An 18852-nucleotide genomic window follows, 5' to 3' on the forward strand; every position below is an offset into this window, starting at 1 on the left:
ATCACGTACCGATGAGGGCCTGTTCAGGGTCCCGTTTTTTGATCCTGTCTGGGGTAGGACCCTGAACAGGGTGAACTGAGGAGGCGCTGGATGCCCGCCGACCTTGTTGTTGCAGGCTGTATTGCCATGTTGCCCGGCGCGGGCGAGGGCGGCCGGTTCGACTTCGTCGCGGACTCCGCCGTCGTCGTACGTGACGGAGTCATCCAGGCCATTACGTCCGCCCGGGACGCTGTCGGTCTGCCGTCCGCCGAGCGGATCGACGCGCGATGGCAGCTCGCCATGCCCGGGTTCATCAACTGTCATACCCACACGCCGATGGTGGCGCTGCGGGGCATCGCGGAGGACATGGCGGCCGAGGAGTGGTTCAACGACTGGATCTGGCCCATCGAGAGCAACCTCACCGACCCCGTGGTCGAACTGGGTGCGGTGCTGGCCTGCGCCGAGGTGATCCGTGGTGGTGTCACCTCCTTCGCCGACCACTACTTCGCCATGGACCGGGTCGCCGCCGCGGTCACCGCGAGTGGGCTGCGGGCCAACCTCGGCTCCGCCTACTTCTCCAGCCAGGGAGCCGAAGGGCGTGAGCGGTCACTGGACTTCGCGCTGCGGCTGCGGGGCGCGGCCGGTGGGCGGATCACCACTTCGCTGACTCCCCATGCGCCGTACACCGTCGACGACTCCGATCTGGCGGCCACCGCCGAACTCGCTCGCGAGCACAGGCTTCTCGTCCATATTCATGCCGCCGAGAACCAGGCGCAGACGGACAGCAGTCTTGAGCGCTACGGGGTCTCTCCCATCCAAGTGCTCGCACGTGCAGGGCTGTTGGATGTGGGCCTGCTCGTCGCGCACGGCACCGGCATCAGGCGCGAGGACCTGGCGATGCTGCAAGGCAGCAGCGGGCGCATTGCCGTCGCCACTGCTCCCAAGGGGTACCTGAAGTTCGGCTGGGGCACCACGCCCATCCGCGCGCTGCGCTCCATCGGGATCCCGGTCGGTCTGGCGACCGACGGCGCCGCCTCGAGCAACACCCTTGACGTATGGGAGAGCATGACCCTCATCGCGCTGGTGCAGAAGTCCGTCGAGGCCGATCCGACCTGGATGACCGCCCGGCAGGCACTTGACCACGCGACTCGTCAGAGCGCCCGCGCCATTGGGCTGGAGGGTGTAGTGGGGGCGCTCACGCCCGGGCGCCGGGCCGATCTGATCCTGGTGGACCTCACCGGGCCCCACACCCAGCCACTGCACGACATCGCCGCACCCCTGGTGCCCAAAGCGCGCTCCAGCGATGTGCTGACCACCATCGTCGACGGGCGCGTTCTCATGAGGGACCGGCGGCTGCCCACTCTCGATGTGCCCGCGATTGTTGGTGAACTGGCTGGAAGAATAACTGAGTTGGTCAAGCGTCGCGCCGACCGGAGTATCCAGGACTACCGCGCGGAGGGTTACGACCTCACCCGCCACCCGCCCCCGCGCCTCGTTGCGTCGTTCGCCGCTCATCAACAGCGCGTCGTACGCCGTGTCGTCGTGCCGTACGGCCGCCCGCACCGCGGCTGTCACCGCGCCCTCGTCCAGTGAGCGGCCCGCCGCGCTGCGGCCCACGCGGCCGCTGCCCCGGAGGGAGGTGTGCGCGCCGACCGCCTCGGCCCGGACCGGCGGGCAGGACGGGAACAGACGCAGGATCTCCGCGGTGAGGGCGGCGGTGAAGTGGACGTCCTCGGCCGCGCGGCGTGCCGCGTCCCGTTCGCGGCGGCGGGCGCGGGCATCGGCGTCCGCCAGGCAGGCGGCCTCCGCCCGGAGCAGTGCCTGCTCCTCGACGAGGATGCCCTGGCGTTCGTAACGCGTACGACGGCTGTTGTGGCGCAGGACGACCGCCCACAGTGAACTGGCCTCCCGGGCGCGGCGCGTGAGGGCCGCGTTGCCGCGCGGGAGGTAGCTGAGGTGGCCGAGATCCGCGCAGTCCAGGCAGTGCGGGGCGTTGCACTCCAGGACGAGGAAGGGGAGCGGGCCGTGGTGGCATTCGGTGCAGTGCAGGCGGGGTTCGCGTGGTTGGACGACGACGACCGGTGGCTCGGTGCCGGCCATGTCAGCGCACCCCTGGCGCCGCCGCCTCGATGAACGCGCGCACCGCCTCGCGCGCGTTCCTCGAGCGCGTCGCGCGCTCCGTCTCGTCCGTCGCGTCGTGCATGCAGTTCGTCGCCTCGAATACCGAGGATGCCAGCCGTACGGCCGCACCGTCGTCGCACACCAACTGGACCCGAAACAAAGCCTGATGGGCGGACGAGCGTAATCGGTACGATTCCATGCGGCTCGTTTCCGCCTGCTCGCTGCCGGGCGCCTCGGTCTTGCGGTGCCAGCGATCGTTCTGGCCGCGCCGGTAGTCGACGACCGCCCCCGCGAACGCGCTGTACGCGGAGATCCGCTCCTGGCGGAGCTGCTCGACGCGGGCGAGAGTGGCGGCTCGTTCCGCCGTCTGACGTTGGAATAAGTGCGTCGCGAGCGAGCCGAGAAGAGTACCTAAGACTGCGACGAGTGCTGTTCCCATCGTGCCTACTCCCAGGAGGCGTTGAGGTGCGGACGCGCGAAAATCGGTGCAAATGGGTTGAGGTGGGTGGAGGCGTGGTCAGAAGGTCCGGCTGATCGAATTAATCGTTCGGAACATGCGGGCGATCTTGCTAGCGTCATGGTTGTGGCGAAACTTAATCAGATCATCGCGGTGGAGAAAGGCGTCAAGTCCAAGGCGCAGCAGGACCTGACGGCGGCCCATCACGGGCTCCAGAAGCCGGCGCTGCTCGCGGGCATCTCGCGTACGTATCAGCCGAAGGACGAAGAGGGCGAGCAGCTTCCGCCCGAGTCCACGCGGGTCCAGGTCAAGGCCGAGGACGTGCTGCGCGAAACCGCGAAGACGCTGACCAGGCTCTTCGACGTGACCGCCACCAAGGACTGGGCCAACTGCGAGGCCCGCGCCGATGTGACCGTCGACGGTCGGGTGCTTGTGAGCGCGGTGCCTGTGTCCTATCTGCTGTTTCTGGAGAAGCAGTTGACGGACATCTACGCCTTCGTGCGGAAGCTTCCCCTGCTCGACGCCTCCGAGGCGTGGACGCTCGACCCGTCGACCGACGACTGGAAGACGGACGCGGTACGGACCCTTCGTACGAAGAAGGTGCCGCGCAACCATGTGAAGGCCGAGGCGACCGAGAAGCACCCGGCGCAGGTCGAGGTGTACTACGAGGACATTCCGGTCGGGTACTGGACGACCGTCAAGTTCTCCGGTGCGCTGACGGCCCGGCGCGTGAACGACGTGCTGGAGCGGGTGGAGAAGCTCCAGCAGGCCGTTAAGTTCGCCCGCGAGGAGGCGAACGGCGCCGAGGTCACCGACCAGCGGGTGGGCGACGCTGTCTTCGGCTACCTGTTCGGGTAGCCTCATCAACTCCCCTGCCGCCATCGCGCGGTGGGGGTGCGCGAAGAGCGCAAGCTGAAACTGAAGTTCGTCGTGACTGCGTGGTACCGGCTTCGGGCCGCGTTCAATCTCAGACTCTTGCTCCAGACTCAGCATTCGCCGCCGATCGCCGTACCAACCGGGCCCGGGCCCATGCGCGTCGAGATGCCGGTTCAATTCCGGCCCGCGGAGCTTCGATCCGCGGTGGTCCAAAGGCAGGACGCGGCGACATTACGACTGATCCGGTCCCTTCAACGGGCGGCGCATCAACCAGGTGGCATCAACAGGGCTCGGGGGCCGGCTACGCCCCCGGGCCCGCTTCCTTTGTGACGTGTGCGGTGTGTTTCCGCGGACCGGCGAGGGAGACCCCTCGGCCCGCGAAGAAGCGCTCGAAGGCGCCGAGGGGGAGATTTGCCGCCCGTGAGTCGGGGGTTGTGCCCGACGGCTTGTGGAAGTGGACACCCTCGCTGTCCGGCGTACGGGCCGTGATCAGCACCAGATGGCCGCGCCTGCCCGGCGCCGGGCAGTCCGGGTTGCGGACCTCGTAGTGGACGGATGCCATCACCGTCCGTCGCTCGTCGAGGTGTTCAAGGATCTCGGCCGGGGCGAGGTGGCGGTGGACGGTGGTGGGAAGAGCGTGAGCCTCTTCGGCGTACGTTGCCAGCGGGGCGTAAATCATGCCGTGGATCGCCCCGTCCGCGTCCTCCGTGCATGCCCCGTACTTCAGCGCACCGTCACGCAGCTCGAAGAGCGAGGGGGCGGGGGGCGGCCTGGGACGCCCTGCCGAGCCCCATCCACAGGCACGTCAGGCCGCACAGATGACCGCACCACCGGCCGTAGTCCTCGACGGTCGCCGCGCCCGAGGGCTCCCATGCCGGGTCGGCAGCCGGGTCCAGGCGGTCGTACACGATCTGCTCGATCAGATGCGGGGAGGCGAACTGGGGGTGGATGGGGATGTTGCAGATGGAACACATGGGGTCTGTGTTGCTGATGAGGTAGTTGGTACTGGTGAGGTCGGCCATTCGCGATATCCACTCAGAAACGATCGATACGACTGATCGCCGCATCCAGATCGTCAGGGTACGGTGAGGCGATTTCGGCGGCAGTGGTAGCGGGGGACGGTAGTCGCGGCAGCAGGGGGAGTGATCCGGGATCCCCTGCCCGCGCCGGGAGTTGAGGGGAATTCCGATGAGGTTCAAGGAATTTGTGGGACAGGGCGGTCGGCAGGGGCCGATGCGCCGGGTCATGGTCCTGATCGGGTGCGCGGCCGCGCTCGGCATGGTGCCGTCAGCCGCACTCGCGACACCCGGCAGCGGAGTGACCGGCATGGTCCTCGCCACCGGTACCTCCGCCGAGACGCTGAAGGTGAAGACCAAGGGCCCTGTCGATGTGGTCGTACGCACGATCACCATCGCGCCGGGCGGATCCACCGGCTGGCACCATCACACCGGGCAGCTGATCGCCGTCGTACAGCAGGGCACGCTCACCCGGACACTCCAGAACTGCTCCGTCGAGCGGACCACCGCGGGCCAGTCCTTCATCGAGCCCTCCGGCGCCGAGCACCGGCACATCGGCCGCAACCTGGGCAGCACTCCGGTCGTGTTGTACGTGACCTACATGCTGCCCGCCGGCAGCCCGCTCTCCGTCGACTCGGACGCACCGGCTTGCGCGGCGGGGAAGTAGGCGCGAAGCAGGCGCCAAGGGCTCGAAGGGCGTGAAGCAGGTAGGGCGGCACGTGGGACGTGGGTGCGTCCGACGTGGGTGACGTGTGTGAGCCGGTGGCGCGCCCGAGGTGGGTGCCTCGGACGTGGGTGCCTCGGACGTGAGCGCCCCGGACGAGGGCGTGCCAGACGTGGGTGACGTGTGTGAGGCGGGTGGCGAGGTCAAGCGGTCCCGGGGGCTCCGACTAGGGTCGGCTCCATGACTTCCGACCTCTGGGCCGCACTGCCCGCCGCCGTACGCGAGAACGTCGACGAACTCGTCGTCCAGGGGCGATCGGTCCAGGCCGTCTTCGCCATCCGCTCCTCCGGGGTTGAACCAAGGCCCGGTCTCCGCGGCTGCCAGGCCCTCGTTGCCGAGCGCAGCGCCGCACTCGCCGACCGTATCGGCCCCCCGCCGCTGCGCGACGTGGACACGCTCGCAACCGAGGTCGCCGCGCTGCCGGCGCCCGCGGTGGCCGTCGAGGCGGACTGGCACAGTGACGACCAGGGCTGGTTCGTGCGGCTGTTCGCGGTCATGGCCGACCCGGCGGACACGCACTGCCTGGCGCGTGTCCGGCACGACCTGGGGACCGAGCAGGCGGACGTGACTGCGGCCGGGCAGGCACTCGCACAGCGGCTCGGGGTGCCATTCCGCTTCGTGGGAGCCCCTGAATGACCGCGTTGCCCCAGGTGATCCGGGCGATCCGGATGACCCGGGCGATGTAGCCGTGCGGTTCGAAGCGATCACCTGGGATCGCCTGACCGACACCCTCGCCGACCACCTCGCCGCACTGAAACCGGCCGACGGCTGCCCGTGGCTCAAGGCCGCCTTCGACGGCGCGCCCGCCGCCCGCACAGCAGAGGTGGCCGAGCACCTCGCCGAGGCCCTGCGGCTGCGCGGTCACACGGTCCTCGTGGTCGGTACGGAGGGCTTCCTGCGGCCCGCCTCGCTGCGTCTGGAGTACGGCAAGCAGAACCCGGACGCCTATTACAGCGGCTGGTTCGACACCGGCGCCCTGTGGCGTGAGGTCTTCGCGCCGCTCGAACCGGACGGCAGCGGGCGGGTCCTTCCCGACCTCTGGGACCCGGCCACCGACCGGGCCACGCGCAGTCCGTACGTACAGTTGCCGCCCGGCGGTGTGCTGTTGCTGCACGGACCGCTGCTCCTCGGGCACTGGTTCCCGTTCGACCTGACCGTGCACGTACGGCTGTCGCCCGGCGCCCTGGCGCGGCGCAGCGACGAGAGCGAGCGCTGGACCCTGCCGGCATTCGCCCGCTACGAGGAGGAAGTGGGCCCCTCGGAAGCAGCCGACGTCCTGCACCGTCACCCCGTGTTCCCGAGCCTCCCGCAGGGCGAGGCGAGCCGTCGCCCGGCTCATATCGGAGAAGAAGAGATACCCGGAGAGGTGGAGGTGGGCGACGCCGTCGAGAAGGGACGGAGACCAGTCGGCGGGGGAGAGGCGCAGGGCCGCGCCGTTGTCGGAGAGGAACGTGCGCTCGGCGCCGGCGTCGACGAGGGAGATCACGGTGCCGGTCGGCGCCTCCGCGTCGAGGACGAGATGGGGTCGCACGCCCGCGTGCCGGAGCTGCTCCTCGTGCCAGGCCGCAGAGTCCGCGCCGACCCGCGCGAGGATCCGTACGTCCGAGAGGCCCGAATGCGCGGCCCAGCAAGCGGCGTTGGCACCGGCTCCACCCGGCAGCGTCCTGATCTCGGCCGCCGTGTCGGTCGCGGGCGCCAGAGGCCCACGATGGCGGGCGACGACATCGGTCACCACATCGCCGACCACCAACAGGCCGCCTCCCACCGCATCGTCGTCCGCGCCTCCGCGCCCCATTCCCTGGCCCTCCATGCCGCCGCCCTCCAGATTGTCGCTGTCCACGCCGTCGTCCTTCGCTCCGCCGCCCTTCATGTGGGGGGTCTCGTCGCCACTCACGCAGGCGCCCAAGCGACCGCGATCTCCGCCGCCAGCCGTACGTTGCCCCGCACCGCCGCCAAGTTGGCCTCCAGCGAGGCACCTTCGCTGTGCCGAGCCAGGTAATCCAGCAGGAAGGGTGTGACGCCCTGCCCCGCGATACCGCGTTCACCGCACTCGGTCAGCGCGTCCGCCAGGACCCGGTCGTGCAGCGCCGGATCCAGTTGCTCGCACTCCGCCACGGGGTTGGCGACAAGGAGCGCCGCCTCCGGGCCGCCGAGTGCGTCCTGGGCCCGCATCACCGCCACCACCTCGTCGGGCGTACGCACCGTCCAGTCCACCGGCTCGCCCGAACTGCTCAGGTAAAATCCCGGAAAGTACTCCGTGCCGTATCCGAGGATGCCGACCCCGAGCGTTTCCAGCCGCTGCAACGTCGCCGGGACATCGAGGATCGACTTCACCCCCGCGCACACCACCGTGATCCGTGTCCGCGCGAGGAGCCCCAGATCCGCCGACTCGTCCTGCGTAGTGGTCCATTCGCGGTGTACGCCCCCGAGCCCGCCCGTCGCGAAGATCCGCAGCCCCGTCCGTGCGGCCAGCAACGCTGTCGCCGACACGGTCGTCGCCCCGCTCGCGCCCGCCGCCAGGGCCGGTGCGAGATCGCGGTGCCCCAGCTTGCGCACCGAGTCGTCGTTCGCCACCCGCTCCAGCTGGGACTTGTCCAGCCCGACAAGTGCCCTCCCGTCGAGAACGGCGATAGTGGCAGGAACAGCGCCTGCGGTACGGACCACCTCCTCCAGCTCTTCCGCGACGCGCAGATTGCGCGGGCTCGGCAGTCCGTGCGCGATGATCGTCGATTCCAGGGCGACCACGGGACGGCGCCGGTCCAGCGCCTCCCGTACCTCCTCGGACAGCAGCAGCGTGGTGTCAGACATGCTCCATCCCTGGCGCACACGGGCCACGAGCAAACCTCGCCCCCAGAGCCTCAGCAGACTGCCGTCAAACAACAATGCGCAGAACAGAGGCAGTTGGTGAGGGGTGGTTGTCCGCCCGCCCTACACCAGGCGCTTTATCTCGCCCCGCACCCGGTAGAAGCCGCCCTGCGACGTGTGCAGCGCGTCGACGACGTAACGTGTGCCGAGCTGACGCATGGAGCGGGGGAACTGGACGTTCCACGACGGCTCATATCCCTCGGACACCACGTGGACCCGCATCCGGCCACCCTCCTGGACGCATTCGACGACGACTCCGGCCCCCGGCGCGGGCACCGCACTGACCGTCGCGACGGCCGCCGTCGGCAAATAGGTGGGCAGTGCTGCCGCCTGCTTGATGTCCATGGCGACCGGCACGGAGCCGGATTGGGCGGCGGAGATCGCTGCCTCGCTCGCGTCGATGCAGGCCAGCGAGCCGTCGGTGGTGACTATGTAGAGCTTCTCGTCGCGGTACTGCATGGACAGGGCCGAACCACCGCCCGTACCGAGCTTCCACAGCAGGGTGCCGTCGGAGTTGAAGCAGTACACGGACGAGGACGAGTCACCCGCGAAGACGTAGCGGCCGCCGGGGGAGGTGGCGCAGGAGTACACCGATGAGTCGCACTGGTACCTGGCCTCGATACGACCGGAGACCTTGGACAGCCGCTCGACGACCCGGCGACCGGTGCCCGCGTACACCGCGGTGTCCTCCTGCCAGCCGAACAGCACGTTCCCCGTGGTGGCTGTGTGCCACAACTCGCCGCTGCCGTCGGTCGCGTAGGCCGTGACCCCGCGCGTGTGCCCGTGGTAGACGGCTTCCTCGTCCGCCCGCACCATCCAGGCGCTGCCGCCCGTCGAGCGGCGCGACCACTGGAACTCGTCCTCGTGGTCGATCACGGTCAGTCCGCCGTTGCGGTCCGCGACGTTCAGCACGCCCTCGTGGATGTCCAGCCAGAAGATGTCGACGTCTTCGGCGATCTCGTACGCCGCGAACGGCAGCTTCGACGAAAGGTCGTACACCCTGCCGTCGTCACAGCCCGCATAGATCCAGAAATCGTCCGCGACCAGGCACTTCACCCCGTCGGGCAGCTGATACCTGGCCAGCACCTCGCCGTCGTGACCCAGGGTGTAGACATCGCCGTTCTGATTGCCCACCCAGCACCGGTCCTCCTCGATGTGGATGCCGAGGGCCGTCGCGCCGGTGCGGAACCGCCACAGCACCGGGGCCGTCGCACGGGCCGTGGACGGCGCCGAGGTCACCTGGCGGCGCGACACGGCACGGGCGGCCCGCTGCCCCTGCACCGCCGGTGCGTAGCCCTTGCGCACCTTCTCGCCGACCTTCTTCGCCGCTGCGGCCTTCGCCTTCTCCACGCTCGGGAACGTCGAGGTCTGCAACTGGCCGTCCGCGCCGATCCTTCCGTAACGCACCGATACCGTCAGCCCGTTGACGGTCACTTCGTAGAACTTGTGCGCCCCACCGTCGTCCTGCGACAGCTCCAGATAGGTTGTCTCCCGCGAAACCCGCGTCCTGGCAGCAGACATGGCACACCCCTCCCCAAGGACCGGCCGGTGCAGCCGATCTCGACTGATCCCAAAGTAGAGCCAGCCACTGACAATGGGTCCTGGGGCCGGCCGGAACCGGTCGGGGCGGGTGTGCGCCGGCCAGGCGGGGCGCCGCGTCTGCCCACGAACGACGGGGTGTTGAGCGCATTGGGGGAAGTTCGCAGGGCGTTGAGGATCCAGCAGGAGCTTTCTCTAGCCGTGGCGGCTGCGGCTTCGGCTTCACCCGGTCCAGTACGGCCACAGCGATCGCCGCGAGGCCGATCTGGATCAGCCACTCGACCCAGTCGACGCCGTCCGTGTCGGACACGTCGAAGCCCTGGGCGATCGCCGTGCCGAGCAGTGCGGCGGCGATTCCCACCAGAATCGTCCACAGGACGCCGACGTGCTGACGGCCGGGCAGGACGAGCCGGCCCAGGACGCCGATGACGATGCCGATCACGATCGCGCTGAAGATGCCCGAGATCTCCATGCTTCTTTCCTCGCAGAGGCGTGTGCCGATCCGGAGGCCCCGTGTCGCGCGAAGTATGCCTCGCTGCTGAGCGTCCGGCGGCGTCCGGCTAAGGTGTCGCGCCATGACGACAATTGATCAAGTTCCCCCATCCTTCGCCGTGCACATTCCGGACGCCGAACTGGAGCCGGAGCCGCTCGACCCGGAGCAGATCGTCTCCGGTGAACCGGTGGTGACGGGCAAGTCGCTGTGGGAGTCACCCGATGGCAAGCAGCTTCGCGGCATCTGGCAGATCACGCCCGGCGTGGTCACCGACATCGAGGCCAACGAGCTCTTCGTGGTGGTCAGCGGGCGCGCCACCGTGCAGGTGGAGGGCGGCGCGACCTTGGAGGTCGGTGCGGGTGACGCCTGTGTGCTGCGCGAGGGGGACCGTACGACGTGGACCGTGCACGAGACGCTACGCAAGGCCTACCACATCAGTCTTTGACCTCAGTCTTGATCTCGGCCTTGATCTCGGCCTTGGCGGGACTCCTCGTCGAGCGGCGGGCGGCGAGCAGAGCGAGCGTGGCCATCGGCAGGAGCAGACAGGCGCCGATCGCGTTGAGCCACCCGTAGCCCGCCTGCGAGACGATGAGGCCCGCGGCCGCGCCACCGATGCCCGCCGCCGTGTTCATCGTCAGGTCCGACAGCCCCTGGACCGCGGCGCGGGCCTGCTGCGGCACCGAGTCGGTGAGCAGCGCGGATCCCGAGACCAGGCCCGCGGACCAGCCGAGACCCAGCACGAACAGACCGGCCGCGGTCTGCGCATGGCTCGGACCCGCCGTGCCGGCCAGCAACGCGGCGAAAGAGAGCAGCCCGACCGCGAGCCCGATGACCGCGAGGCGTCCGACCCGGTCGGACAGCCAGCCCATGACCGGTGAGAACGCGTACATACCGGCGATGTGACCGCTGATGACGAGGCCGACCAGTTCGAGGTCGGCCCCGTGGTGCCCCAGGTCGACGGGGGTCATCACCATGATCGAAACCATGACGGTGTGTGTAGCGGCCACGGTGATCAGGGCGAGCCTCGCGTGCGGGGAGGCCTTGACCGCCGCGATACCCGCGCGCAGTGAGCGGCCTTCCACGGACTGCGACTCCGGCGGGGCCAGGGCCCGCGCGGTGAGGAGGGGATCGGGGCGCAGCAGCACCGCGACCACCAGGCCCGTGATCAGGAAGATGCCGGCAGCCCACAGGAACGGCCCCGCCGTCTGGGGGATGGACGTTCCGGCGAAGCCCCGGCCCGCGGGCGCCGCGATGTTGGGGCCGAGGACGGCGCCGATCGTTGTCGCCCAGACGACCGTGGAGATGGCGCGGGCGCGCCGGTCCGGCGGGGCCAGGTCGGCGGCGGCGAACCGGGCCTGAAGGTTGGCCGAGGACGCGGCGCCGAAGCCGGCCATGCCGAGCAGCAGCAGCGGAAAGTTCTCGATGACGGCGGCGAGCACCACGAGCCCCGCGCCCAGCGCACCGATCAGATAGGCCAGGACGAGCCCCGGGCGTCGGCCGCGTGAGGTCATCAGGGCGGCCAGAGGTATCGAAAGCAGTGCCGTACCGGCCACGGATGCGGTCGGCGCCAGCCCGGACAGAGCCTCGGTGCCGCTGACCTCCGTCGCCAGGACGGGGGCGAGAGCGATGCCGATGGGCACGCCCAGGCCGCCCAGGATCTGGCTCACGATGAGCACGGCGGTGGTACGCCGCTGAAGCGTCCGCACAGCCTCGGGCCCGAGCGCGGTCGCCGCCGAGCTTTTCTTGCCGGCGGAGCCGCCGGTCGCCTTGTCGGTCGTAGTCACCGCCGAAGTGTGCCAGCCCGTACGTATGCACGAAACCGGATATGGCTCGGGACTCGGAACAGAGATCCCTCAGGTCGGAACAGCGGAATTTTCAGGACTGCGGCTTCCTCGGAACAGCATCCTCTCGGAACAGCATCTTCCTCGGGACAGCGGATTTTTCAGAACAGCGGGCGGGGCAGTACCCCTTCCAGAGCCAGTAGCACCCGCTTGGTCTCCAGGCCGCCCCCGAACCCGCCGAGACCGCCGTCGCTCTCCACCACCCGGTGGCAGGGCACCACCACCGGCAGCGGGTTCGAACCCATCGCCGCTCCCACGGCCTGCGCCGCGCCGGGCTGCCCCACGCGCCTCGCCAGCTCTCCGTAACCGACCACCGCGCCGTACGGAACGCCGGTTGCCAGCTCCCGCAGCACCTGCCGGTTGAACCCGGAGCTCAGCGACCAGTCGAGCGGCAGATCGAAGTCGCGCAGCTCGCCCGCGAAGTACGCCGCGAGCTGCCGTATGGGCTCGGCCAGTCGGGCCGAGCCGGGTGCCTCGGCCGGCTCGGCGCCCAACTGTGCCCGCATCTGCGCGAGAGCCTTCCGCCGCACGGCGGGATCCGCATGGAAGACCACGCTCACCAGCCCCTCACTGGTGGCGGCGAGCAGCAGCGAACCGATGTCGGTGTCGCCACTGCCGATGACGGCCCACTCCACGAACTGCCCGCCCTGCTCGTCGCTGCTCATGCGAACCACCGTACGACCGGGCACTGACAGCCGGGCACTGAAAGCCGACCGGTGACAGTCGGCCGGTGACGGCAGGCCGACCGCTACGAACAGATCGCCTCCCGCACGACGTCCGGGGTGTTGGTGATGATCCCGTCGACCCGTGTCGATAAAATGCCGCAAAAACATGTTCGGATCATGCGGATCGGCTTACTCTCGCCCCCAACCAGGGCCTCCGCACCATTGATCGGGCCTCTCACCCAGCGGGCACGGTCGAAGGGGCGGTAAGGGTATGCAGGGCACTGTCGACGGGTTCAGTTACGGTCTCGTCACCCCGGTGACGGCGTACATCATGGCGTGTCTCGGTGGCGCACTCGGGCTGCGCTGCACCACCAGGTCGTTGATGAATGAACGCGGCTGGAAGGCGGGCTGGCTCGCCCTGGGGTCGACCGCCATCGGGTCGGGCATCTGGACCATGCACTTCATCGCGATGATGGGCTTCACCGTCAAGGAGACGTCGCTCAACTACGCCCCCTCCCTGACCTTCGCCAGTCTCGGCGTCGCCATCGTCATGGTCGGTGTCGGCATCTTCATCGTCGGATACCGCGGCGTCACCCCCATGGCCCTGGTCACCGGCGGTACGATCACCGGCCTTGGCGTCGCCTCCATGCACTACCTCGGCATGGCCGGAGTGCGACTGCGTGGTCAGCTCCAGTACGAGACCCTCACCGTCGCGCTCTCGGTGGTGATCGCGGTCGTGGCCGCGACCGCCGCGCTCTGGGCGGCCGTATCGATCCGTGGCTTCCTGGCCAGCCTGGGCGCCAGCCTCGTCATGGGCGTAGCGGTGAGTGGCATGCACTACACGGGCATGGCCGCGCTCAGCGTCCATCTGCACGGGGCCGCGAGCGCCTCCGGCGGGGAGTCGCCGGCCATGCTCCTCGCACCGCTGCTGATCGGCCCCATCGTCTTCCTGTTCATCGCGGGCGTGGTGGTGATGTTCGATCCGCTGCTGGTGATGGGCCAGCCGGACTGGCGGAGTCCGCGCAGAGCCGAGGTCCCGAGACCGGCCCTGAGACCCACGCAGCGCCGGTGACCCGAGCGATCACCACGTGAGTGTCAGTGGCGAGTCGTACGGTTGGTGCATGCGGCCCGTTTCCAAGATCGAACGTACGGTGGCGCCCTTCGAGGTCGTCAGTTCCTACCAGCCCAGCGGTGACCAGCCGGCGGCCATCGCCGAGCTGGAGCGGCGCATTCGCGCAGGTGAGAAGGATGTCGTCCTGCTCGGTGCGACAGGCACCGGCAAGTCTGCGACCACCGCCTGGATGATCGAGAAGCTCCAGCGCCCCACCCTCGTCATGGCGCCGAACAAGACCCTCGCCGCCCAGCTGGCGAACGAGTTCCGCGAGCTCCTGCCCAACAACGCCGTCGAGTACTTCGTCTCGTACTACGACTATTACCAGCCCGAGGCGTACGTCCCTCAGTCGGACACCTACATCGAGAAGGACTCCTCGGTCAACGAGGAGGTCGAGCGCCTGCGCCACTCCGCGACGAACTCGCTGCTGACCCGGCGGGACGTCATCGTGGTCGCCTCCGTCTCCTGCATCTACGGCCTCGGCACCCCGCAGGAGTACGTGGACCGCATGGTGCCGCTGAAGGTCGGCGAGGAGATCGACCGGGACCAGCTGCTGCGCCGCTTCGTCGAGATCCAGTACACCCGCAATGACGTGGCCTTCGCGCGCGGCACCTTCCGGGTCCGCGGCGACACTATCGAGATCTTCCCGGTGTACGAGGAGCTGGCCGTCCGCATCGAGATGTTCGGCGACGAGATCGAAGCGCTCTCCACGCTCCACCCGCTGACCGGCGAGATCATCAGCGAGGACAGGGAGCTGTACGTCTTCCCTGCCAGCCACTACGTCGCCGGGCCCGAGCGCATGGAGAAGGCGGTCAGGGGCATCGAGAAGGAGCTGGAGGAGCGGCTCGCCGAGATGGAGAAGCAGGGCAAGATGCTGGAGGCCCAGCGACTGCGCATGCGCACCACCTACGACCTCGAAATGATGCGCCAGATCGGCAGTTGCTCGGGCATCGAGAACTATTCGATGCACATGGACGACCGCGAGCCCGGCACCGCTCCGCACACGCTCATCGACTATTTCCCCGAAGACTTCCTGCTGGTTATCGACGAGTCGCATGTCACGGTGCCGCAGATCGGCGCGATGTACGAGGGGGACGCGTCCCGCAAGCGGACCCTGGTCGAGCACGGCTTCCGGTTGCCGTCCGCGATGGACAACCGGCCGCTGAAGTGGGAGGAGTTCCAAAAGCGCGTCGGCCAGGCGGTCTACCTGTCCGCGACCCCCGGTGCGTACGAGCTCTCCCGCTCCGACGGCTTCGTGGAGCAGATCATCCGTCCCACCGGCCTCATCGACCCCGAGGTGATCGTCAAGCCCACCGAGGGGCAGATCGACGACCTGGTGCACGAGATCAGGAAGCGCACCGAGAAGGATGAGCGTGTCCTGGTCACCACGCTCACCAAGAAGATGTCCGAGGACCTCACCGAGTACTTCCTCGAACTGGGCATCCAGGTGCGCTATCTCCACAGCGACGTCGACACACTGCGCCGCATCGAGCTGCTGCGCGAGCTGCGGGCCGGCGAGTACGACGTCCTGGTCGGCATCAACCTGCTGCGTGAGGGCCTCGACCTTCCCGAGGTGTCGCTGGTCGCCATCCTCGACGCCGACAAGCAGGGCTTCCTGCGCTCCGGCACATCCCTGATCCAGACCATCGGCCGCGCGGCGCGCAATGTCTCCGGCCAGGTCCACATGTACGCGGACACGATCACCCCGGCGATGGAGAAGGCCATCGACGAGACCAACCGGCGCCGTGAGAAGCAGGTCGCGTACAACACCAAGCACGGGATCGATCCGCAGCCGCTGCGCAAGAAGATCAACGACATCGTCGCCACGATCGCGCGCGAGCAGGTCGACACCGAGCAACTCCTCGGCTCCGGTTACCGGCAGGCGAAGGACGGCAAGGGCGCCAAGGCACCGGTGCCCGCGCTCGGCGGCAAGGCGGCCAAGGCCGGCGCCGCGGGCAAAAAGAGCGAGGTCCTCACCGACCGCCCGGCCGCCGAACTGGCCCAACTCATCGAGGAGATGACCGAGCGGATGCGCGGGGCGGCGGCCGAGCTCCAGTTCGAGGTCGCCGCGAGGCTGCGCGACGAGGTGGGCGAGCTCAAGAAGGAGCTGCGCCAGATGCGGGAGGCGGGGCAGGCCTGACACCTGCGACCGGGCCCGGCGGAACGGGGGCAGGCCTGATGGCCGGAACGCCGGGCCCGGGCCGAGAGGTCTGCATCCGAGAGGTCCGCATCCGACGCGTTGGCATCCGACAGACCTGCATCCGACAAGTCAGCACAGGGCCGCACCTTATGTGTTGCAAGACCGACACGAAATGCACCGGGGTTGTGGCTCGGTCGGCGCCACTGCGTAGGGTGCTGGTCAGCCGCACCCACGGGCGGTGCAAGGCATGGGGAGAGGGGACAGCGCGTGACGGTCAACATGACCAAGGGCCAGGCCATCAGCCTGCAGAAGAGCGACGGGGCAACCCTGACCGCGGTGCGGATGGGGCTCGGCTGGCAGGCGGCGCCGCGTCGTGGCCTGTTCGGCTCTCGCACGCGAGAAGTCGACCTCGATGCCTCGGCGGTGCTGTTCGCGGACAAGCAGCCGGTGGACGTGGTCTTCTTCCGTCACCTCGTCAGTGACGACGGCTCGGTGAAGCACACCGGCGACAACCTGGTCGGCGGCGCCGGCCAGGGCGGCGACGACGAGGCGATCCTCGTCGATCTCCAGCGCGTGCCCGTGCACATCGATCAGATCGTCTTCACGGTGAACTCCTTCACCGGCCAGACGTTCCAGGAAGTGCAGAACGCGTTCTGTCGCATCGTCGATGAGACCAACGGCCAGGAGATGGCCCGTTACACGCTCGACGGTGGTGGCCAGTACACCGCCCAGATCATGGCGAAGGTGCACCGCGCGGGCACGGGATGGCAGATGACAGCCATCGGCAACCCGGCCAACGGCCGGACCTTTCAGGACCTGATGCCGTCGATCCTGCCGCACCTCTGAGCAGGGTCGTTCTCGCTACAGGCAGCTCTCGGAGGCATCGCGCCGCCGGGAGCTGCACCACTTGTATGACGTGCACCACCCGGCGCTGTCAGGCACCGACCGATCCAATTCGACTTCTACGTGGGGGAGACAGGCGATGACGGCCGAGCTGGTCCGGGGACAGAACCATCCATTGCCCCAGGCCCGTTTGGAGATCCGGGTGTCGGCCGGCAAGCCGATCGTGGCCGGTGCCACGCTCGGCGACGAGCAGGGCACCGTGCGCGGTACGGAGTGGGTTGCCCACCCCGGTTCGCCCCATCTCCCCGGGGTCGAAGTGTCCAAGCAGGCCGCGGCCGACCACCGGCTGGCCGTCGACCTCGGGGCCTTGCCCGCGTCCGTGCACCGGGTGAGCGTCCTGCTCGCCCTCCCGCTGGGCGTCGGCGGCCCGAGCAGTTTCGGCGCGCTCGCCGCCCCCTTCGTCGCCGTCACCGGGCTCGACGGCTCCGAGGTCGCCAGCTACACGGTCACCGGACTGGACAGCGAGTCGGCGGTCGTCGCCCTGGAGCTCTACCGCCGCCACGGCGCCTGGAAAGTACGTGCCATGGGCCAGGGGTATGCGGGCGGCCTCGCCGAGATGCTCGCCGACCAGGGCCTGCCGCAGGCCAACGAGCTCGCCGCCGCCATCCAGGAGGCCGTGAGCAGCGGCCTGGCCCGCTCCGTGCAGGCACCCCCGCCCCGCGCCCAGGACGACGACCGGGCGCGGCACACCGCATCGCGGACGAGGGCCCGCCAGGAGCAGGCAGGCAGCGGCACCACCCCGGCCGACGCGACTCCCACGCCAGCGCCCGCAGCGCCCGATTCCCCGCGCGGCTCCGTGGCCGGCGCCCCGTCCGCCGCGGTTCCCGGCGGCCCGGAGACCGGCGCACCGCAGGCCTCCGGCGGACCCATCGACTACGCGCACCCCCGCCGTCAGAACACCGCGCCCCCGCCGCCGCCCCCCACCCCGCCGGGGCAGCCGGCGCAGCCCGTCGCGGGCGACGCGACCGGCTGGTCCATGGAGGAGCGGCTGTACAACCAGGTGTGGGGCATGTTCGAGGACCTGGCCCGCACCACCGCGGCGTATCGCAGCGCCGTGGACTTCGCCGAGTCGAGGATGGAGCAGGAGCTCGACAAGGTCCTCTCCGACCCGCGCAGCCGGATCGGGACCGCGGGCGACACCGCCCGCCAGGCGGCCCGCGCCAAGCACGACAACCTTGTCGAGCAGGCCCGCGTGGTGCTGGAGCGGGACCTTGCGCAGCTCATCGCTGAGGCCGAAGTCGTCGAGCCCGCCCTGCCCCCGGCCTTCGCCTCCTGGCACAACCCCACCTGGCACGGCTACCGGGCCCCCATGGAGATCCCGATGGCGCTGCGCCTCGGTGATCTCCAGCTGCCCGAGAGCCCGGACCTGCGCATCCCGATGCTGGTGCGGCTGCCGCTGGAGCGGGGTCTGTGGATCGACAGTGGCCGCTCCGGTTCGGAGGCCGCGCTGATGATGGACTCCCACCAGCTGCGCAGGGCCGCCATGGACACGGCGGTCGCGCACGCCGCACGGCTCCTTGCGGCCTACCCCGCGGGGGAGTTCACCGTCCATGTCATCGACCCGGCGGGCTCGGGCGCGCTCGCGCTGGCCCCGCTGACCGGCTCCGGGGTGCTCGACGCAGCGCCCGCGGCCGGCGCGCAGGGCGTCAGCGCCGTGCTGGCCAAGCTCACCCAGCGCGTGGACCTGGTGCAGATGGCAGTGCGGGGACGCGCCGCCGACGCGCTCCCGCCCGACTTGGACACGGCCGAGCAGCTCCTGATCGTCAATGACTTCCCGCACGGCTTCGACGACCGTGCCGTCACCCAGCTGCGTTATCTGGCCGACGAGGGCCCGGCCGTCGGCGTGCACCTGATGATGGTCGCCGACCGCGAGGACACGAGTGAGTACGGGCCGGTGCTCGACCCGCTGTGGCGGTCGCTGCTGCGGGTCACCCCGGTGCCCGACGACCACCTGATCGACCCGTGGGTCGGCCATGTGTGGACGTACGAGCCGATGCTGCCGCCGACCGGCAGCCAGGTGCTGCAGGAGGTTCTTGCCCGGGTGGCGGCGGCGAGGCGCTCACTGCGCGGCTGACAACCCGACGCCGACCTGCGCGCTTGGGGCGTTTTTATCATCCCCTTT

The 18852-nt window shown here is 69.4% G+C and carries 17 protein-coding genes and 4 pseudogenes; 11 read left to right on the forward strand and 10 right to left on the reverse strand.

What is annotated here, in order from left to right; translation table 11 throughout:
* The first annotated feature begins 90 nt into the window (after positions 1 to 90).
* On the forward strand, positions 91 to 1572 hold the full coding sequence (locus QMK30_RS08680; protein ID WP_283516610.1) for an amidohydrolase: 1482 nt from the start codon (positions 91 to 93) through the stop codon (positions 1570 to 1572).
* On the opposite strand, the pseudogene QMK30_RS38750 reads toward QMK30_RS08680, so the two are convergent.
* Positions 1498 to 1677, reverse strand: a pseudogene (locus QMK30_RS38750) (DUF2293 domain-containing protein); the annotation flags it as partial. The gene QMK30_RS08680 and the pseudogene QMK30_RS38750 sit on opposite strands and share 75 nt — an antisense overlap.
* On the opposite strand from QMK30_RS38750, the gene QMK30_RS38755 reads away from it, so the two are divergent.
* Complete coding sequence (locus QMK30_RS38755) at positions 1621 to 1878, forward strand: hypothetical protein (RefSeq protein ID WP_502963096.1); 258 nt, start codon at positions 1621 to 1623, stop codon at positions 1876 to 1878. The pseudogene QMK30_RS38750 and the gene QMK30_RS38755 sit on opposite strands and share 57 nt — an antisense overlap.
* A gap of 202 nt (positions 1879 to 2080) precedes the next feature.
* Here QMK30_RS38755 and kilB read toward each other — a convergent pair whose 3' ends face one another.
* A complete protein-coding gene (gene kilB / locus QMK30_RS08690; protein WP_283516611.1) occupies positions 2081 to 2539 on the reverse strand; it encodes a plasmid transfer protein KilB in 459 nt (152 codons plus the stop codon).
* Between the two features lie 144 nt (positions 2540 to 2683).
* Between kilB and QMK30_RS08695 the strand changes: the two genes are divergently transcribed.
* Entirely contained in the window at positions 2684 to 3415 is a 732-nt protein-coding gene (locus QMK30_RS08695) for a DUF7873 family protein (RefSeq protein ID WP_283516612.1), read from the forward strand.
* Positions 3416 to 3734: 319 nt separating this feature from the next.
* On the opposite strand, the gene QMK30_RS08700 is transcribed toward QMK30_RS08695, so the two are convergent.
* Positions 3735 to 4112, reverse strand: a complete 378-nt coding sequence (locus QMK30_RS08700; protein ID WP_283516613.1) for a hypothetical protein — start codon at positions 4110 to 4112, stop codon at positions 3735 to 3737.
* Positions 4113 to 4167: 55 nt separating this feature from the next.
* The gene (locus QMK30_RS08705; RefSeq protein ID WP_283516614.1) at positions 4168 to 4455 is read right to left on the reverse strand and encodes a hypothetical protein; all 288 of its coding nucleotides are present in this window, start codon (positions 4453 to 4455) and stop codon (positions 4168 to 4170) included.
* Positions 4456 to 4621: 166 nt separating this feature from the next.
* On the opposite strand from QMK30_RS08705, the gene QMK30_RS08710 reads away from it, so the two are divergent.
* The 3 genes and pseudogenes from QMK30_RS08710 to QMK30_RS08720 all read left to right on the forward strand — a co-directional run.
* On the forward strand, positions 4622 to 5116 hold the full coding sequence (locus QMK30_RS08710) for a cupin domain-containing protein (RefSeq protein ID WP_283516615.1): 495 nt from the start codon (positions 4622 to 4624) through the stop codon (positions 5114 to 5116).
* 237 nt (positions 5117 to 5353) lie between these two features.
* The gene (locus tag QMK30_RS08715) at positions 5354 to 5809 is read left to right on the forward strand and encodes a hypothetical protein (protein WP_283516616.1); all 456 of its coding nucleotides are present in this window, start codon (positions 5354 to 5356) and stop codon (positions 5807 to 5809) included.
* A gap of 52 nt (positions 5810 to 5861) precedes the next feature.
* Positions 5862 to 6470 (forward strand): annotated as a pseudogene (locus QMK30_RS08720) (nucleoside/nucleotide kinase family protein); the annotation flags it as partial.
* Here the strand turns inward: QMK30_RS08720 and QMK30_RS08725 are convergent.
* The 4 genes and pseudogenes from QMK30_RS08725 to QMK30_RS08740 form a co-directional block, all read right to left on the reverse strand.
* Positions 6453 to 6983 (reverse strand): annotated as a pseudogene (locus QMK30_RS08725) (carbohydrate kinase family protein); the annotation flags it as partial. The pseudogenes QMK30_RS08720 and QMK30_RS08725 sit on opposite strands and share 18 nt — an antisense overlap.
* Positions 6984 to 7063: 80 nt before the next feature.
* Positions 7064 to 7981 (reverse strand): pseudouridine-5'-phosphate glycosidase, encoded by a 918-nt coding sequence (locus tag QMK30_RS08730; RefSeq protein ID WP_283516617.1) that lies wholly within the window; start codon positions 7979 to 7981, stop codon positions 7064 to 7066.
* 120 nt (positions 7982 to 8101) lie between these two features.
* Entirely contained in the window at positions 8102 to 9559 is a 1458-nt protein-coding gene (locus QMK30_RS08735) for a WGR domain-containing protein (protein ID WP_283516618.1), read from the reverse strand.
* A 232-nt stretch (positions 9560 to 9791) separates the two neighbouring features.
* Positions 9792 to 10049: pseudogene (locus tag QMK30_RS08740) on the reverse strand (GlsB/YeaQ/YmgE family stress response membrane protein); the annotation flags it as partial.
* 103 nt (positions 10050 to 10152) lie between these two features.
* On the opposite strand from QMK30_RS08740, the gene QMK30_RS08745 reads away from it, so the two are divergent.
* Entirely contained in the window at positions 10153 to 10515 is a 363-nt protein-coding gene (locus tag QMK30_RS08745) for a cupin domain-containing protein (protein ID WP_283516619.1), read from the forward strand.
* On the opposite strand, the gene QMK30_RS08750 is transcribed toward QMK30_RS08745, so the two are convergent.
* Positions 10505 to 11776, reverse strand: coding sequence for an MFS transporter (locus tag QMK30_RS08750; RefSeq protein ID WP_283516790.1), 1272 nt, complete (start codon positions 11774 to 11776; stop codon positions 10505 to 10507). The genes QMK30_RS08745 and QMK30_RS08750 overlap by 11 nt on opposite strands.
* Before the next feature lie 236 nt (positions 11777 to 12012).
* Positions 12013 to 12576: a methylated-DNA--[protein]-cysteine S-methyltransferase gene (locus QMK30_RS08755; RefSeq protein WP_283516620.1), complete on the reverse strand. Its 564-nt coding sequence runs from the start codon at positions 12574 to 12576 to the stop codon at positions 12013 to 12015.
* 271 nt (positions 12577 to 12847) lie between these two features.
* On the opposite strand from QMK30_RS08755, the gene QMK30_RS08760 reads away from it, so the two are divergent.
* From QMK30_RS08760 to QMK30_RS08775, 4 genes are all read left to right on the forward strand, one after another.
* Positions 12848 to 13648, forward strand: coding sequence for an MHYT domain-containing protein (locus QMK30_RS08760; protein WP_283516621.1), 801 nt, complete (start codon positions 12848 to 12850; stop codon positions 13646 to 13648).
* Between the two features lie 49 nt (positions 13649 to 13697).
* Entirely contained in the window at positions 13698 to 15827 is a 2130-nt protein-coding gene (gene uvrB, locus QMK30_RS08765) for an excinuclease ABC subunit UvrB (RefSeq protein WP_283516622.1), read from the forward strand.
* A 267-nt stretch (positions 15828 to 16094) separates the two neighbouring features.
* A complete protein-coding gene (locus QMK30_RS08770; RefSeq protein ID WP_283516623.1) occupies positions 16095 to 16673 on the forward strand; it encodes a TerD family protein in 579 nt (192 codons plus the stop codon).
* A 136-nt stretch (positions 16674 to 16809) separates the two neighbouring features.
* Positions 16810 to 18804, forward strand: coding sequence for a TerD family protein (locus QMK30_RS08775; protein WP_283516624.1), 1995 nt, complete (start codon positions 16810 to 16812; stop codon positions 18802 to 18804).
* Positions 18805 to 18852 lie beyond the last annotated feature (48 nt).

Origin of the sequence: Streptomyces sp. H27-C3 (assembly GCF_030063415.1) — a bacterium.
Lineage (GTDB): Bacteria > Actinomycetota > Actinomycetes > Streptomycetales > Streptomycetaceae > Streptomyces.

What these genes read in the sequence shown, in the direction of transcription:
- QMK30_RS08680 (WP_283516610.1), top strand. Translation starts at nt 91, where the DNA reads ATGCCCGCCGACCTTGTTGTTGCAGGCTGTATTGCCATGTTGCCCGGC.
- kilB (WP_283516611.1), bottom strand. Translation starts at nt 2,539, where the DNA reads ATGGGAACAGCACTCGTCGCAGTCTTAGGTACTCTTCTCGGCTCGCTC.
- QMK30_RS08700 (WP_283516613.1), bottom strand. Translation starts at nt 4,112, where the DNA reads ATGATTTACGCCCCGCTGGCAACGTACGCCGAAGAGGCTCACGCTCTT.
- QMK30_RS08705 (WP_283516614.1), bottom strand. Translation starts at nt 4,455, where the DNA reads ATGGCCGACCTCACCAGTACCAACTACCTCATCAGCAACACAGACCCC.
- QMK30_RS08710 (WP_283516615.1), top strand. Translation starts at nt 4,622, where the DNA reads ATGAGGTTCAAGGAATTTGTGGGACAGGGCGGTCGGCAGGGGCCGATG.
- QMK30_RS08715 (WP_283516616.1), top strand. Translation starts at nt 5,354, where the DNA reads ATGACTTCCGACCTCTGGGCCGCACTGCCCGCCGCCGTACGCGAGAAC.
- QMK30_RS08730 (WP_283516617.1), bottom strand. Translation starts at nt 7,981, where the DNA reads ATGTCTGACACCACGCTGCTGCTGTCCGAGGAGGTACGGGAGGCGCTG.
- QMK30_RS08735 (WP_283516618.1), bottom strand. Translation starts at nt 9,559, where the DNA reads ATGTCTGCTGCCAGGACGCGGGTTTCGCGGGAGACAACCTATCTGGAG.
- QMK30_RS08745 (WP_283516619.1), top strand. Translation starts at nt 10,153, where the DNA reads ATGACGACAATTGATCAAGTTCCCCCATCCTTCGCCGTGCACATTCCG.
- QMK30_RS08755 (WP_283516620.1), bottom strand. Translation starts at nt 12,576, where the DNA reads ATGAGCAGCGACGAGCAGGGCGGGCAGTTCGTGGAGTGGGCCGTCATC.
- QMK30_RS08760 (WP_283516621.1), top strand. Translation starts at nt 12,848, where the DNA reads ATGCAGGGCACTGTCGACGGGTTCAGTTACGGTCTCGTCACCCCGGTG.
- uvrB (WP_283516622.1), top strand. Translation starts at nt 13,698, where the DNA reads ATGCGGCCCGTTTCCAAGATCGAACGTACGGTGGCGCCCTTCGAGGTC.
- QMK30_RS08775 (WP_283516624.1), top strand. Translation starts at nt 16,810, where the DNA reads ATGACGGCCGAGCTGGTCCGGGGACAGAACCATCCATTGCCCCAGGCC.